This is a genomic window from Exiguobacterium sp. A1_3_1 (assembly GCF_048985645.1).
Lineage (GTDB): Bacteria > Bacillota > Bacilli > Exiguobacteriales > Exiguobacteriaceae > Exiguobacterium_A > Exiguobacterium_A indicum.
The window spans coordinates 11,817-26,662 of record NZ_WBYY01000022.1 but is presented as its reverse complement, the minus strand read 5'-3'; the positions used below and the strand labels follow the sequence as shown (position 1 = coordinate 26,662).

Sequence of the window (14,846 nt, the reverse complement as noted above, 5' to 3'; positions counted from 1 at the left end):
TCGGAGATGTGTATAAGAGACAGTGCATGCCTTGATCAAAGAACGGACGGAAACGTTCTTTGCACAAGAGCAGACGTTGACGGATAACATCTGGACGATGATTGCGTATACGTTAAACGGGATTATCTTCTTATTGCTCGGTTTGACGTTGCCAGAAGCGACACGCGAGATTTTTGCGGATGACGCGATCAACAACTGGCGTCTCATGTTATATGTCATCGAAATCGGTTCGTTCATTCTCGCGATCCGTCTCGTCTGGACGATGTTCTTCAATTGGTTCGATCATCGGTTCTTTAAAAAAGAGGACCGCGATCATCGTCGACCGTCCTTCAAACAAGATTTGATTACGACACTAGTCGGGGTTCGCGGAACAATCACGATGGTCGGGGTCTTGTCATTACCGTTCCTGACGGAGTCCGGGGAGGCCTTCCCGGAACGCTCATTGATCATCTTCCTTGCAGCAGGTGTCATTATCTATACGCTCGTTCTCGCGACGATTCTTTTACCGATCTTGAACCGGGGCGAAGCGGCGACACCGATTGCACTCGATTTAAACGCCCAAAAGCAGCGAATGATTCGCCGGGCGATCTCAGAGATCAAACAAGTGACGGACGAAGACAATGCGGTCGTTGCGTTTGATTTACTCAATGAGTATCATGTGATGCTCCGGTTGTTGCGCGCGCAGGAAAAAAGTCAAGAAGAGCTCGATCAATTCAATGATCAGTTGAAGGCACTTCGTCTTGAAGCCGTCCAGTGGGAAAAGGAAGAATCAAAACGTTTCGTCGCTGAGAACAAGGTGCCGGATCTGCTGAAAAAGGATGTTTTCCGCTCGATTGAAAATCGTCGCAAGGCGATCGGTAAGGATTCGCGTTTCCAGATCGTCCAGCCGATTCGTAAATTGTGGTGGAAACGGAAACGATCGAACATGTCGTCGGATGCGTTAATTCAAATGACGCAAGTCGAGCATGATCTGTATGAAAAGGTCATGGGCACAGTCATCGAACGTCTCGAGAATTGCCGCACGTCTTATCCACCAGACGTCGTTCAAAGTGTGCTTGAGTTCTATAAACGACTTCGTTTCAAACATACGCGTTGGTCATCACCAATCGGTGGCAAGGACGTCGATCAGCAGAAGGAAGAGCTCTGCTTGAAAGCCATCGAAGTTCAGCGTCTTGAAATCGCGAATATGTCGAAAGAAGGGGATCTCTCGAACGAAGAGGAGAAGGAATTACGTCGCTTCATTCACTACATCGAGAGTGTCGTTCTCTACGAATACGTCGAATAACAACGAGACTGTTCGTTTGTCACATATTTAAAAGGAGCACGTTTTCTCTGAAAAAGAGAATCGTGCTCCTTTTGTGCGTCTTGATTTAAATCATGTATAGCGTCTTTTGGACTGCGTAGCGTTGATGGTCGTGAAATAGATGTTCGATTGCTTCAACCGGGTCGATCCATCGTAAGGCATGATCATCCTCAATCGGATCTTGTACTTTCTGCCCAGCATCACAACGATAGAACTGCCCTTCGTTCAAATAATATGCCGTTTCGTTTTGTGAATAGAAATGTTGATTGGCTCGTCCGATGAAATCACCGATTTCGATGTCCATCCCCGTTTCTTCTAGTACCTCTCTTTTAAGACAGTCTTCATACGTCTCATAGGTCTCGATACCGCCACCTGGAAGAAACAACTTACCGTCCTTTTTTTGAATGACGGCAATTTTACCTGTTTGAGAGTCGCGCATGACCGCATAAACAGCAGGTCTTGTTATGTAGTGTTGGTTCTGTTCTTGTTGCCCGAAGGTGATGACATCCATTCTTAAATCACTCCTTTTCGTATAATCATTTAAATTCAATCATACCTTACAAAATAGTATGTAAGCATGCCAAACAAAAACCCCTCATTTCACTCAAGAAATGAGGGGTGACCTATGGGTAAAGATCGTTTGTTTCAAACGAAATGTTTAATTGATTAACCGAGCGACAAGTATTTGACTTCGAGATAATCTTCGATGCCGTAGACGCCACCTTCACGGCCAAGACCACTCTCTTTATAGCCACCAAATGGAGCTTGTGCAGCAGATGGTGCGCCATCGTTCAGACCGACAATCCCGTATTCGAGTCGTTTTCCGAGCATCAATGCTTCATCGATGCGTTCAGAGAACGCGTAAGCTGCAAGTCCGTATGGTGTGTTGTTCGCCCGTTCGATGACTTCATCGAGTGTCTCAAAGACAGAGATCGGTGCGAGCGGACCAAACGTTTCTTCCTGCATGCAGAGCATGTCTTCTGTGACATTTGCAAGCACGGTTGGAGTGACGAAGTAGCCGACAGATTCGTCAATCGTACCACCAGTCAGGATCGTTGCCCCTTTTGCGACAGCGTCATCGATGTGTGCTTTGACTTTTACGACGGCTTTCGCATTGATCAATGGACCAACTGTCGAGTCAGCGTCCATCCCGTTACCGACTTGCAGTTGTTTGACGGCTGCTGTGAATTTTTCCGTGAATGCGTCAAGAACAGACGCTTGCACGTAGAAGCGGTTCGTCGCGACACACGCTTGTCCACCATTTCGGAATTTAGAGCGCATCGCGCCTTCGACAGCTTTGTCGAGATCCGCATTTTCCGTGACGATGAAGGGTGCGTGACCACCGAGTTCAAGTGACAATTTTTTCATCGTATCAGCTGCTTGACGCATGATCAATTTCCCGACGGCTGTTGAACCTGTGAACGTGATCTTCCGGACACGGGAATCGGCTTGCCAGACGCCACTGATTGTTGCTGCGTCACCTGTTAGGACGTTGATGACACCTTTAGGGATACCTGCTTCTTCTGCTAGTTCAACGAGGCGAAGTGCCGTAAACGGTGTCTCTTCCGATGGTTTAAGGACGATTGTACAACCTGCTGCAAGAGCCGGTGCGAGTTTGCGTGTGATCATTGCTGCTGGGAAGTTCCATGGTGTGATCGCTGCGACGACACCGACAGGTTCTTTTTCGACGAAGAGTCGTTTCCCTGGAACAGAAGCCGGAATCGTTTCACCGTAAATCCGACGTGCTTCTTCAGCGTACCAACGGACGTATTGATTGCCGTAATCGACTTCGCCAAGTGCTTCGACGTACGGTTTCCCTTGTTCCGTCGTCATGATGCGGGCGAGTTCCTCGCGATTTTCGTTGATCAAGCGATACCAGGCGTCGACTAAATTCGCGCGTGTGTCTGCTGTTTCATTTGACCACTTAACGAATGCTTCGCTCGCTGCGTCAACGGAACGTTGTGCGTCTTCCGCTGAACTTGCTGGAACATGTCCGAGCAATGCTTTCGTTGCTGGGTCGTAGACCGGAATCGTTTCTGTCGTATCGTACCATTCACCATTAATTAAGTTCTTTTCAATCATCTTGTTGCACCTCCGCGAATTTCATTACGTCCTTTATTAAACACCTCAAGACGAGTGAGCGGAAGTTCCGCTTTGGATGGGCAGTCATAACGAAACGGAATGACTCAAAAAGTAGTTAATCGACTGAACAATCGGGAACAGTTAGAATAGAGGGGAATGAAAACGTCAAAATTGATGAAGGAGTCGAAAAACATGAGACGGAACTGGATCATTGGCGGTGTGGCGCTGAGTCTGCTACTAAGTGGATGTGGGGAAAGCGAAGTCAGCGAGAAAAAGTCGGAAAAAACACGCGAGACACAGCAAAAAAGACAAGCTTCGCAACAGGCATACATAGAAAAGACGATACAGCGTGCTGATCGTTACGCTGCCCAGTACGATTATGACCGGGCGATCAAAGTGTTGAAACCCGTCCGCGCAAAAGAGACGAAACAGAGGGAAGAGGAATACGAACAGAAAAAGCAGGCGCTCCTGCCTGTGACGAAACCTGTGCCACATCTCTTTTTTCATTCATTGATTGCTGATCCAAACCAAGCATTTGATGGCGACCGGAAGGAAGAAGGATACGATGATTACATGGTGACGCAACAGGAATTCGAACGGATTTTAGATGCGTTGTATAAAAACGATTACGTACTCGTCCGACCAACAGACTTAGCAAAAGAGTTGAACGGGAAGATCGTTGAAACACCTGTCCGTTTACCAAAAGGAAAACACCCGCTCGTGCTCTCGCAAGATGATGTCAATTATTACGAATACATGAAAGGCGATGGATTTGCGAAGAATTTAAAAGTGAAGGACGGCAAAATCGTCAACGCAATGGTTGGAAAGCCGGATGGTGCCTATGATCTCGTACCAATCGTCGATGCGTTCGTCCAGTCGCATCCTGACTTTTCCTATAAAGGAGCAAAAGGGTTGCTCGGTATCACAGGTTATAACGGGGTGCTCGGGTATCGTTCCTCCTACAATCAATATGGACACAATAAAAAGGTCGAAACGGCACGAAAACAAGCGAAACAGACCGCCATCGCATTAAAAGAGGACGGCTGGCAGTTCGCGAGTCATACGTACGGACATATTTGGGTCGGAAAAGAATCAGTCACGACGATTCGTGCGGATCTTAAACGCTACAAACAGGACGTTGCCCCGCTGATCGGAAAAACGACGCAATTAATTTATCCATACGGTAGTGATGTCGGGGATTGGCACGATTATTCGGGTGAGAAATATCGTTTACTCATCGATAGCGGGTTCCGTTATTTCTTCAATGTTGATGCGAGTCAATATGCGTGGAAACAAGTTGGACCCGACTACTTCCGCCAAGCCCGGATCAACGTTGATGGGATTCGTCTACGTCAAGCCGTTGCTGGAAAGACGAGCATACTCGATCCATTCTTTGATGCGGAAGAAATCTTTGATCCAGCACGACCGGAACGGAAGTGAGTGATTGAAAACTAGTTAATTCATCGATTAAAGCAATTAAAAAGGTAGTGGCTGCGTTCCGTCCTGATCCGTAAATTGATAGGTCTTCGCGAGATCGGCAACGAAGACGGCTTGTCCAGAATAACGTCTAACATCGTCATCCGCCATCAGCGCTGTAACGGCTCGTCCGATATAGGTCGTCGATTCAGTCGCGGCACTCGCGAAACCGGCATCGACAACCCGTTCCGTCCGCATGAAACCGGGGCAGAGCGCGATAACGGAGATGGTCGTCTGAGCTAACTCCTGCGCCATGACGTGCGTCATCCGATTAATCGTTTGCATCGCCAAATCATAATAGAGGTTTCCAGACACCTGCTCTGGAGTGAATGATGTCAGATTGATGACGAGCGCAGCTGGACTCTGTTGCAGTAATGGCATCGCGGCCCGAATCGTCCACAAGTACGCTTTTGGTCCGGCAGACATCATCGCGTCCCAATGTTCAGGTGGTCGCTCCCAAAACCGTCGTCCGGTTCCAGACGGTAAGTGGCTTTCCGAACCACCGAACACACAATTGACGAGGAGATCGATTCGACCATCGCGGTGCTGGATCTGCTGAATCAGACGATCGATATCGTCAAGACTCGTATGGTCACAAACGATCGGGATACCGAGTCCGCCGCGTGCCGTGACACCAGCAGCCGTCTCTTCGATCGTTTCGCTTCGTTGATCCGTTGTCTGTTCATTCGTACTTCGTCCCGTGACGTAAACGATCATTCCGGCGTCACCTAAGGCATATGCGATGCCGCGTCCGGCGCCACGGGAGCCACCAGCGATGAGTGCAATCCGTTTTGACATGATGAAGCTCCTTTCAGATACGAGAAGACGGATGGGCAGATGCGCATCCGTCTTCTTCTGTCTTAAAAACCTTTAATCGTCATCCCACCATCGACATAAAGCGTTTGCCCGGTCACGTAACGGGCTGCAGCAGACGATAAGAAGACGGCTGGTCCAACCAGTTCTTCTAATTCACCGACCCGACCGAGCGGTGTCACGTCAACGATCTCTTGCAGGTATGTAGGATCTTCCAACAATGGTTCTGTTAATGGTGTCTTAAAATACCACGGTCCGATTGCATTGACACGAATGTTTTGTGGTCCCCATTCAAGCGCCAGAACTTTCGTCATCTGAATCATTGCCGCTTTCGTCGTCGCATACACGACACCGGTCCTTAAGGCGACGTGACCAGCAACCGAGGCGATGTTCAGAATGCTTCCACCTGTCTCCTGCATCCGTTTCCCAATTTCTTGAGCGAAAAAGAAGGCGGATTTCAGATTAGTCTGTTGGATCGTTTCCCACTCGTCTTCCGTCACATCGAGTGCCTTCGAGCGAATGTTCATTCCCGCATTGTTGACGAGCCCATCAATCTGCGGTACTTGTTCGTATGCACGAGCTACCGTCTCGACGACTTGTTTCCGGTCAGTGATGTCGCACGGGAAGATGTAAGCCGTTCGACCGAGTCGTTCGATTTCTTGTGCCGTCTCCTTCAAATCGCGTTCCGTCCGGGCGACGAGAATGATGTTAGCACCGGCTTCTGCCATTCCGATGGCGAGTGCACGTCCGATGCCTCGACCAGCTCCTGTGATGAGAAATGTCTGATCGGTTAACGAAAAACTTGGAAGATACATGATGTCACGTCCTTTTATTGAGAGTCATCACTTACTCTAATGAAAAATTGACTGAAAAGAAAGAAAAATCACTCCAAGGTAGAGTGGAGATGGTAAAATATTGAAAAGGAGGGATGAGATGAAGCGTGGTTTAGTTGTGACATTATGTATAGCACTCGTGAGCCTTGCTGCTATTCAACTAGTCGGTACAGAAGTCTATCGTTATTTCTTTTATGATCCGGCAACCTATCAAGCCCGATTTATGGTTGATGGAGGCGGGAAAGAAGAAGGAAAACCGACCAAGCAAAAAATCGACATCCAAAGCGGGGGATTTGCGGATAAGGATGCCTTAGGTGTTGCTACCTTTTACGGCGTCATCGGTCTTGTCATACTACTGATTGTCATCTTTAGTGTGCGTTATTTCTTGAAGCGTTTGCGAAAACGACGCAAACGAGAGAATGTAATCGACGATTTAATGCAGCCGCCGCCGGTGTTTTCCCCAAATCGTTCGACACGACAAACACTTGTTGGTGAAGAATCAGAGTCAGAGATTCGCCGTCTGTTACAAACGTTCGATCGGCAACTGACACGACAAAAACGCCGCCGCTCCGAAGAGACGGTCGGCGAATGGTTACAACGGATTGATGTCACGCTTGATCCATTGATCTACCATCTCGTCCGGTACGGTGACACACCGGATTCGGCGATTTCACAAGATCAAGTCGATGGGCTGAGGCATGAACTACAAGTGCACCTTCAGCGCGACTGACCGAGTAAATCAAGCAGGATCGCATGATGGGAGGCGTCTCGTGAGACGAGCGACAATTCACGGACGACATCAAACTCGTCGACCGGTAACGTCTTGATTTCAGGGGATAGTCCGTCTTGGAAAATCTCCGGCAACAGGGCAATACCGAGCCCTGCACGGATGAAACCGAGGACGCTCGATCCGAATTCCATCTCGTTTTCTGCTTGATAGACGGCACCTCGCTCGATGAACGCGTCCTTTAGGATGTTCGTCGAATCGCAATCGATCGGAAGCGACAAGAAAGAGGCGTCACGAATTTGCTCAAACGCCACAGACGTACAGTCTGTGAATCGTTCATCGTCTTGATGGACATAAAGTAAAAAGTTCTCCGTATACAAATGGGTCGTATGATACGGATGGACATGGTGACGATCGTCGAGTAAGACAGCATCGTATCGGCGTTCTTCAAGACCTTGCATCAAATCGATCGTCGTATGCGCCGTCTTTAATTTGAGATCCGGTGCCGTCGCTTGACGCGAGACGTGACGGGGGAGATATGTCATCGCGACGCTTGGCCATGATCCGAGCGTCAACGTCGTCCGTTCGTCGATCGTACCGATCCGTCGTTTCATCTGATCGATCCGGTCAAGCAGTTCACGGCTCTCTTCAAAGACGATTTCGCCAGCTGTCGTCAACGTGACACCATGTGCCGAGCGGTGCAACAGCGAGACTTCGAGTGCACTCTCAAGGCTTTTGATTTGTTTACTTAACGCCGGTTGCGTCATATGCAGTACTTCGCTTGCTTTCGTCAGGCTACCGGTCTCCGCGGTGACGAGGAATGCTTCCATCCATTCGGTCTTCATTGGTTCACGCTCTTTTCATACAGGTTGTTTAGAACTTACGCCATTTGAACGCATCTGACAATCATTTTGCATTTTTTATATTCTTAGTTTGGAATATTCTAAATTGGGAATATATAAAATAAAGAGGTGAACGGATATGAATGATCGGATACCAATACGATTCTCAGCTCTCGGAGACGCGACACGGATTCAACTCATCGAAGCGTTACGAAATGGTCCTCGCTCCGTCAATGAGTTAGCTGAACAACTACACTTACGCCAACCGCAAACCTCGAAGCATTTAAAGCTGTTGCTTGACGCGGAACTAATCACTGTCGAACGGCAGGCGAATCGTCGCTTGTATAGCCTTCGCCCAGAAACGTTTCGAGAGCTCGTCATGTGGAGCAACTCGCTTGCACAAATGGAAGCCCGCATGCATCGTCTAGACGCACATTTGAAGCAGATTCAGTCGAACGTGAAGGGAGACGGGACGAATGAAAAAGGAATTGAAGACCTCGATTGAGGGGAAGACTTTACGAATGGAATGGACATGTGAGGCTCCTCGAGATAATGTCTTTGCTGCATTCACAGAAAAAGAGCAACTCGAAGCGTGGTGGGGACCGGAAGGCTGGGAGACGATGATCAAGACGTTTGAGTTTCAACCAGGTGGTGTATGGCATTATTGCATGCGCTGTGTTGATCCGGCGCAAGGTGACTTTTACGGCATGGAGTCGTGGGGGAAAGCGATTTTCAGACACATCGATGCTCCGAACACGTATAGTCATGCCGATTATTTCTCGGACGCGTCAGGGGCGATCTCTGAACATTTACCGGGTAGCGAAAATGTCACGACATTCCTCGACCTCGGGGAGACGACGTTGATTGTCTTCGAGTCGACCTATGAGACAGAAGCAGCCGTGCAAGAAGTGCTCGGTATGAGGATGAAGGAGGGCTTTACGTCGCAACTGTATCGCCTTGATCGCTTATTAACGAAACGTTGAGAAGGAGTCGGTGAAGGATGCGGAAGCTCGGTCTTATAGTATGTCTGCTTTGTTTAGCCGGTTGTGGAAAATATACGTTGGAAGAGGCGAAAGAGAATGGCGACATCATCGTCCAGAATGATGTTACGAACAGCGACCGATTCGAGTCCTTTTTAAAGAAGTCAATGCAAGGCAAATCAGATCAGATCCGCATCACGGCATTTACGACTGAAGGAGACCCAGTATTGTATGACGTCAAGTATGAGGGAAAGTCGTATCAATACACGTCTGATTCATCGCGTGATCAATTCGGTACAACAGACGATGATCGTAAAAACGAAGTCTGTAAGAGACTCGTCAAGACAAGCGAGAAGGAACAGTCGGTCTATACGTTACGCCAATGCGCTGAAGGGGCGGATCATGAGCTCTTACGATTGCCAACACAATAATCAAAAAGGATCGTGTCCCGTCGAATCAATCAGCGGGCACGATCCTTTTTATTCGCTGTCGAGACGACGCAAGGCTTCGCGCCAACTGGAGAAGCGTTCAATCAACAACGTCAGTGAAGGTGCTTGGTGCGCACGCGCCCACTTGGCATATTGTTGACTCGTCAGAAGCGGTCCATGTGTGGCTGCAGCTTGTTGAAGAGCGTCTAAGCAGTCTTGATCGGTGAAGAAGCCGTTCGAGGTGAGATCGAAGTGTGCCAAGGCATTTTTCCAGGTACCGAACCGACGAATGATCGTATTCGCACTCAGCATCTCTGGGTGTAAATCCCGCAATTCCGTGTAGGAGCGAATCGTCATGTTCGTTCCTTTTTGTGCGACATAAAAAGCAACGCTTTCTTCGATCGACCACCGCTTCGTTCGCTTGACCGCAGCGGGACGGTTCAGCGTCATGCGTTCTTTCGTCGATAAATGGGAAGCCTTGACGATTCCAGCTCGTTCTAACAGGTGTGCCCACGAACCGAATCGGGCGTTGATTTCTTCAAGCGAAGGGTAAGGAAGTTGAGCTGCTAACTTTTGATAATGGGTAGCTTTCATAGGTGAATGGTGCATTTGATGAAGACCTTGAATCAAGCGGATGATCTTCTCGTCCGTTGCTAAGGTGGAAGTGGAAGTCGGATGTTGACGCATGCAAGATATCTCCCTTTTGAATGGTTGTTTCAATTACAGGCTAGTGTAGCATGAGCGATTGCGAGAACATACTAACAATATCGTAAGGTAAGAAAAATAGCGCATTTTTATCCAGGAAATACAGGAAAATCAGAGAAGAAACACGAATACATTATTATAGAAGAAAAGAGGGGGAACTGATCAATGACAGAAACACAGACGATTGATACGATGGAGGATATTTTAAAGATGCTCGACGCACGATTGCGTGAACCAGAACCGTTTTGGGACAAGTTCTATGAAGATCGGTCGAAACCGGTCCCGTTTTTTAAGAACATTCCGGACGAGAACTTAGTTCGCTACATCGAAGAGGGCTGGCTCTCGCCTGGTGACGCATTAGATCTCGGAACAGGACCGGGTCGAAATGCGATTTATCTCGCAACACACGGTTTCTCGGTGACAGGACTGGATCTCTCAGCAACCGCGTTAGACTGGGCAACGGAACAAGCACAACAGACTGGAGCGCACGTTGCGTTTCGAAAGCAAGATTTTCTAGAGACGACCGAACAGAATACATATGATTTCATTTACGATTCCGGCTGTTTTCATCATATGGCGCCACATCGACGTGTGACTTATGTGACGCGACTGAAGGAGATGTTGCGCCCAGGAGGATATTTCGGATTGACGTGTTTTGTTGCGGGCGGTCCGCTTGGCGGGGCGACGTTGACGGACTGGGAGGTCTATCAAGAAAACAGTCTCCAAGGTGGACTCGGCTATACGAAAGAGCGGTTACTCGCCATATTCGATGCATTCGACGTCATCGAACTAACGGAAATGAAACCCGTTGACAATCCGGAGGCATTATTTGGTCATGCTGGACTGTGGACTGGTCTGTTTCAATTAAAGGATTGATTCGTCCGGCATTCGAGACGCGAACCAGTCTACAAAGTAGTGGACATCCTCTCGCGAAACGATTTGGTCTGTATCGTAAGCGGCGAACAGTGACAAAAAGCGCGGTTCGTCAGGAAAATAATGAAGCAGGATTGGACGGAGTGTCTCTAGGTCATGCACGAAGCTTTGATCGTCTTCTAGAATAAGGTGATAGGCGCTCCGAACAATCCGTTTCATGATCGAATCGGAATGAAGCAAAGCGACCTGACCTGTTTCTAGGAGAAATAAATCCGTTTTCAACTGCTCACATACTCCATTGTTTAACGCGAAGCCAAGAGCGCGTGTCGGGCGAAGGGATGGAAATCGACTTTGGAGATTTTCGCCTGCCAAAAACAAATTGACGGATTTCAACCAGACGCCCCAGCGAAGAACTTCGTCATCCCGCATGACGTCGCGAAGCAGACCGATGTCATAATCGATTTTGGTGACGAATGGATAGTCCTTCAACCAGTCTTCTGTCCGTTCATCTAACTGCATGTGTTCTTCTTCCGTCAACGGTTCTGTCAAAATCAGTGTAAAATCGAGGTCGGATTCAAAGGGACGCGCCGTTCCTTTGGCGACGCTGCCATACAAGTACACGCCATGAAACGCGGATAAGGTTTGAACATAGGCGACGACGTCCTGAATTACGGCACGATAACGGACAGGAATCGCTTTAGCGGAAGTTGGATTGTGGATGTAGCCATTTTTCGTGCCCAATGTCGTTGGATACTGCATTTGTCTTCCTCCTCATCCTTCAGAGATGGATTGATAGCGATACCACTTCTTGTTTCGCTGCACATATAGAAACATCGTATCATCTTTTTCGTGATAGATGACCGTACCGCTCTTAAGACGAGTTGCCATGCCGTCCTTGAGCGTCTTTTCGGATGCTATTTTTTGAACACGTGGTCCGGGAGTCAAAGAAAGACTCGAGACGGTTACGACCTGATCTAGTCGATACACGCGATCGTTCAAGCGGATGACGTCTTGATCTTGTTCAATGAATTCCGCCGCGATGAGGTCCGTCGTTGTCAACGTCGTCTCCGCTAAGCATCCACTGAGAAAAAGAATGACCAATACGATAGTAGCTAACACTTTTTTCATGAAAATACCTCTTTCTCTGGTTATATATCGTAATTTACGATATATTCGGATTATACGATATAAGGGGGAGCATTATGATTTCAGCTGATTTTGCAAAAATTTATTATCAACTACATCCACGGTTCGAAGAAAACCTGTCTCACCAAAGTGTGCGTATTTTGCAATACATTCAATTTGCGGTGAATCCGACGATCAAGCAGGTTGCCGAGGCATTTCGCCTCTCACATAATACGACGTCTGAGCACGTCAAAAAGTTGGACAGATTAGGCTATATCGAAAAAAAACGGAATCCAGAAGACCAACGCCAAGTGACGATTGGTTTGACAGACTTAGGAGATACAATCGTTCGTCGTCATACGGAACTCGATCCTGAACGGTTAAATCAAGTCCTTGCTACGATGTCAAAAACAGAACAACAGACGATTGAACAGGCGTTTCGATTGTTGCGGGAGGCGGCAGATGACTGCTTTTCTCGTTAAGGTGCTGTCGAGCGCACTGGTCATCGGTCTCGTCACGGAAGTCGCCCGGCGTTCACCGTCACTGGGTGGTGTGTTGTCTGCATTGCCCGTCGTCAGTCTGATCAGCTTTGCCTGGCTCGTTAAACAGGGAAGTGAACGGGCAGAACTGAGTACATTCTTAAAGAGTGTGTTACTCGGATTACCAGCGACGTTCTTATTGCTTGCCGTCTTATATGGGTTAATTCGCTTAGGGATTCCTGTTTTTTACAGTATACTTGGTGCAACAAGTTTTTTTATCGTTTGTTGGTATGTTCAACGTCAACTACAACATTGGTGGCAAACGTAATCAAAAAGGAGCGAAAGCGATGGTAATCCTTCAAACGGAGCGCTTGACGATTCATCCGTGTACGGCGAATGACGTGACACGGCTACAACAACAGCACTACGATAACGGACCGGAAGTTCAGCATCATTTGATGTCAGTAGCGTCAGATCCTTCGATGCTATACTGGGGCAGCTGGCTCGTCATGACAAAGGATGGTCAGGTAATCGGGGATATCGGATTCAAGGGGAAGCCGGACATACGACAAGCGGTCGAAATCGGTTATGGTCTGTTACCAGCGTATCTCAATCAAGGGTTTGCGACGGAAGCAGTTCAAGCATTGATCGAATGGGCGTTCGAACAAACGGAAGTGACAGGAGTACTTGCGAAGACGGAGTCGACGAATCAAGCATCAATCCGAGTACTCGAAAAAGCGGGATTGATTCAGGTCGGGAGAGACGATCGGTATATCATGTGGGAGCGTATGAAGAGGGTGTAAAGGAAACTTGACAGGTAGAGTGTTATTTACATATAGTGGAAGCGTGAGGTGGGATCATGAAAAATAAGGTCAGAGAGATGCGCGAAGAACGTGGCTGGTCGCAAGGCGAACTGGCAAAACGATTGAACGTGTCGCGTCAGACGGTCATTTCTATCGAAAAAGAGCGGTACAATCCGTCACTCGACCTCGCGTTTACACTAGCTGATCTGTTTGAACGGCGAATCGAAGACATCTTTACACCGAATCGAATGAACGAGGAGGGAACAGAATGAAGCGAGTCAATGTGTTACTAGACATCATTTTAATTGGAGTAGGTCTGTACTTAACGATGACAGATTCGGCGGCTAAAACACTCGGAATCATCCTCGTTTTAGCTGGCGTCACGTCACGTATCACAGGAACGGTATTCTCGCCAGCGGAACCGTATGATGAGCGCCAAGGAGAGATTAAAATCCGTAGTGGACATATCGCTTATCTCGTAAGTATCGGATATCTTTTCTTGATCTTGATTCTCGTCAATCTGTCGATCATAAAAGACATTCAATTTGCTCTGTTGCTAGCATTAGGAGGGCAAATCCTGTTCTTTCCAATCATATTAATATTTGTCAATCGACGGATTTGATGAATACAAAAAAGGAATGTGTCTGACACATCCCTTTACTCCATACGTCATCATGAATTCTGACGAATGGTTTCATTCAATTTATGACGGTACGATGTTTGCCAAGACTGCTCGTCCTTCACTAACTCATCACAAAACGCAGCAACATCCTCTCCAGTGAAATCTGTCACTGGTTTTTGCTCGAAGGCGGCTTGTTCCATCAACTCGAGGATGACGGTCAGTACACGATGACTACTTTGCCAGCTCGTTAGTCCACCCGTGACATTTAAATAGCGTTGAATCGCTTGATAAGCCTCATAGTAGCGAGGAGGAAGAGATTTAGCCCGCTTCTCCATCGACCGCCATTCTCGTTTAGCTTCCATACTACCGGTGATCCGCTCGAATATTCTCATCATCTCGTACTCCCTTCTTGTTTTAACTGCTGCAGTTCTTGCATTTTGTCAGATACGAACGCCCATTTTTCCCAAAAGATACGTAAACGATCGTGTCCTGCTTCGTTTAGCGTATAAAATTTTCGAGGAGGTCCCATTGTTGACGCTTTTTTTTCGATATGAACGAGCTGCTGCTTTTCTAAGCGCATCGTGATTGTATAGACTGTACCTTCCACGACATCTGAGAATCCGAGTTGACGTAACTGTTGAGTGATTTCATAACCATAAGTTTCACCGCGGCTGATGATCTCAAGTACACATCCTTCAAGTATACCTTTGAGCAATTCTGTGATATTTTCCAAATTATTCACCTCGCTACTTAAT

The 14,846-nt window shown here is 47.8% G+C and carries 22 protein-coding genes; 12 read left to right on the top strand and 10 right to left on the bottom strand.

What is annotated here, in order from left to right; genetic code table 11:
• Nucleotides 1-31 precede the first annotated feature (31 nt).
• On the top strand, nt 32-1,285 hold the full coding sequence (locus F8N00_RS04100; protein WP_421017818.1) for a hypothetical protein: 1,254 nt from the start codon (nt 32-34) through the stop codon (nt 1,283-1,285).
• Nucleotides 1,286-1,370: 85 nt separating this feature from the next.
• Here the strand turns inward: F8N00_RS04100 and F8N00_RS04095 are convergent, their stop codons facing one another.
• Together F8N00_RS04095 and F8N00_RS04090 are read right to left on the bottom strand one after the other, a co-directional pair.
• Nucleotides 1,371-1,814: an NUDIX hydrolase gene (locus tag F8N00_RS04095; protein WP_023468479.1), complete on the bottom strand. Its 444-nt coding sequence runs from the start codon at nt 1,812-1,814 to the stop codon at nt 1,371-1,373.
• 155 nt (nt 1,815-1,969) lie between these two features.
• Nucleotides 1,970-3,385 (bottom strand): NAD-dependent succinate-semialdehyde dehydrogenase, encoded by a 1,416-nt coding sequence (locus F8N00_RS04090; protein ID WP_421017817.1) that lies wholly within the window; start codon nt 3,383-3,385, stop codon nt 1,970-1,972.
• 192 nt (nt 3,386-3,577) lie between these two features.
• On the opposite strand from F8N00_RS04090, the gene F8N00_RS04085 reads away from it, so the two are divergent.
• Nucleotides 3,578-4,825 (top strand): polysaccharide deacetylase family protein, encoded by a 1,248-nt coding sequence (locus F8N00_RS04085; RefSeq protein WP_421017816.1) that lies wholly within the window; start codon nt 3,578-3,580, stop codon nt 4,823-4,825.
• 36 nt (nt 4,826-4,861) lie between these two features.
• On the opposite strand, the gene F8N00_RS04080 is transcribed toward F8N00_RS04085, so the two are convergent.
• Nucleotides 4,862-5,659, bottom strand: coding sequence for an SDR family NAD(P)-dependent oxidoreductase (locus F8N00_RS04080; RefSeq protein ID WP_214857789.1), 798 nt, complete (start codon nt 5,657-5,659; stop codon nt 4,862-4,864).
• A 62-nt stretch (nt 5,660-5,721) separates the two neighbouring features.
• Nucleotides 5,722-6,489: an SDR family NAD(P)-dependent oxidoreductase gene (locus tag F8N00_RS04075; RefSeq protein WP_421017815.1), complete on the bottom strand. Its 768-nt coding sequence runs from the start codon at nt 6,487-6,489 to the stop codon at nt 5,722-5,724.
• Nucleotides 6,490-6,607: 118 nt separating this feature from the next.
• Between F8N00_RS04075 and F8N00_RS04070 the strand changes: the two genes are divergently transcribed.
• Nucleotides 6,608-7,237, top strand: a complete 630-nt coding sequence (locus tag F8N00_RS04070; RefSeq protein ID WP_075642445.1) for a hypothetical protein — start codon at nt 6,608-6,610, stop codon at nt 7,235-7,237.
• Here the strand turns inward: F8N00_RS04070 and F8N00_RS04065 are convergent.
• On the bottom strand, nt 7,225-8,079 hold the full coding sequence (locus tag F8N00_RS04065) for a LysR family transcriptional regulator (protein WP_075642444.1): 855 nt from the start codon (nt 8,077-8,079) through the stop codon (nt 7,225-7,227). The genes F8N00_RS04070 and F8N00_RS04065 overlap by 13 nt on opposite strands.
• Nucleotides 8,080-8,215: 136 nt before the next feature.
• On the opposite strand from F8N00_RS04065, the gene F8N00_RS04060 reads away from it, so the two are divergent.
• The 3 genes from F8N00_RS04060 to F8N00_RS04050 are packed head-to-tail and all read left to right on the top strand — an operon-like array spanning nt 8,216 to nt 9,487.
• Nucleotides 8,216-8,581, top strand: coding sequence for an ArsR/SmtB family transcription factor (locus F8N00_RS04060; protein WP_055968349.1), 366 nt, complete (start codon nt 8,216-8,218; stop codon nt 8,579-8,581).
• Nucleotides 8,553-9,059: an SRPBCC family protein gene (locus F8N00_RS04055; protein ID WP_421017814.1), complete on the top strand. Its 507-nt coding sequence runs from the start codon at nt 8,553-8,555 to the stop codon at nt 9,057-9,059. The genes F8N00_RS04060 and F8N00_RS04055 overlap by 29 nt, the downstream gene beginning before the upstream one ends.
• Nucleotides 9,060-9,076: 17 nt before the next feature.
• Nucleotides 9,077-9,487, top strand: a complete 411-nt coding sequence (locus tag F8N00_RS04050; protein ID WP_075642442.1) for a DUF4362 domain-containing protein — start codon at nt 9,077-9,079, stop codon at nt 9,485-9,487.
• A 48-nt stretch (nt 9,488-9,535) separates the two neighbouring features.
• Here the strand turns inward: F8N00_RS04050 and F8N00_RS04045 are convergent, their stop codons facing one another.
• Nucleotides 9,536-10,171 carry a homing endonuclease associated repeat-containing protein gene (locus F8N00_RS04045; RefSeq protein ID WP_035397098.1) on the bottom strand — a complete coding sequence of 212 codons (636 nt, stop codon included), beginning with the start codon at nt 10,169-10,171 and terminating at the stop codon, nt 9,536-9,538.
• Between the two features lie 183 nt (nt 10,172-10,354).
• Here F8N00_RS04045 and F8N00_RS04040 point away from each other — a divergent pair, with 183 nt between their 5' ends.
• Entirely contained in the window at nt 10,355-11,065 is a 711-nt protein-coding gene (locus F8N00_RS04040) for an SAM-dependent methyltransferase (RefSeq protein WP_075642441.1), read from the top strand.
• On the opposite strand, the gene F8N00_RS04035 is transcribed toward F8N00_RS04040, so the two are convergent.
• Both F8N00_RS04035 and F8N00_RS04030 read right to left on the bottom strand, forming a co-directional pair.
• The gene (locus F8N00_RS04035; protein WP_075642440.1) at nt 11,054-11,821 is read right to left on the bottom strand and encodes a nucleotidyltransferase domain-containing protein; all 768 of its coding nucleotides are present in this window, start codon (nt 11,819-11,821) and stop codon (nt 11,054-11,056) included. The two genes, F8N00_RS04040 and F8N00_RS04035, sit on opposite strands and share 12 nt — an antisense overlap.
• A gap of 12 nt (nt 11,822-11,833) precedes the next feature.
• Entirely contained in the window at nt 11,834-12,190 is a 357-nt protein-coding gene (locus F8N00_RS04030; protein ID WP_075642439.1) for a hypothetical protein, read from the bottom strand.
• Nucleotides 12,191-12,264: 74 nt separating this feature from the next.
• On the opposite strand from F8N00_RS04030, the gene F8N00_RS04025 reads away from it, so the two are divergent.
• The 5 genes from F8N00_RS04025 to F8N00_RS04005 are packed head-to-tail and all read left to right on the top strand — an operon-like array spanning nt 12,265 to nt 14,091.
• Entirely contained in the window at nt 12,265-12,669 is a 405-nt protein-coding gene (locus tag F8N00_RS04025; RefSeq protein ID WP_075642438.1) for a MarR family winged helix-turn-helix transcriptional regulator, read from the top strand.
• Entirely contained in the window at nt 12,650-12,994 is a 345-nt protein-coding gene (locus F8N00_RS04020) for a DUF3147 family protein (protein WP_035397105.1), read from the top strand. The genes F8N00_RS04025 and F8N00_RS04020 overlap by 20 nt, the downstream gene beginning before the upstream one ends.
• 19 nt (nt 12,995-13,013) lie before the next feature.
• On the top strand, nt 13,014-13,469 hold the full coding sequence (locus F8N00_RS04015; RefSeq protein ID WP_075642437.1) for a GNAT family N-acetyltransferase: 456 nt from the start codon (nt 13,014-13,016) through the stop codon (nt 13,467-13,469).
• Between the two features lie 56 nt (nt 13,470-13,525).
• Entirely contained in the window at nt 13,526-13,741 is a 216-nt protein-coding gene (locus tag F8N00_RS04010) for a helix-turn-helix transcriptional regulator (protein ID WP_035397109.1), read from the top strand.
• Nucleotides 13,738-14,091: a hypothetical protein gene (locus tag F8N00_RS04005; protein WP_255998164.1), complete on the top strand. Its 354-nt coding sequence runs from the start codon at nt 13,738-13,740 to the stop codon at nt 14,089-14,091. The genes F8N00_RS04010 and F8N00_RS04005 overlap by 4 nt, the downstream gene beginning before the upstream one ends.
• 50 nt (nt 14,092-14,141) lie before the next feature.
• Here the strand turns inward: F8N00_RS04005 and F8N00_RS04000 are convergent, their stop codons facing one another.
• Nucleotides 14,142-14,486: a DUF1048 domain-containing protein gene (locus F8N00_RS04000; RefSeq protein ID WP_370688663.1), complete on the bottom strand. Its 345-nt coding sequence runs from the start codon at nt 14,484-14,486 to the stop codon at nt 14,142-14,144.
• Nucleotides 14,483-14,824 (bottom strand): PadR family transcriptional regulator, encoded by a 342-nt coding sequence (locus tag F8N00_RS03995; RefSeq protein ID WP_023468462.1) that lies wholly within the window; start codon nt 14,822-14,824, stop codon nt 14,483-14,485. The genes F8N00_RS04000 and F8N00_RS03995 overlap by 4 nt, the downstream gene beginning before the upstream one ends.
• Between the last annotated feature and the right edge of the window lie 22 nt (nt 14,825-14,846).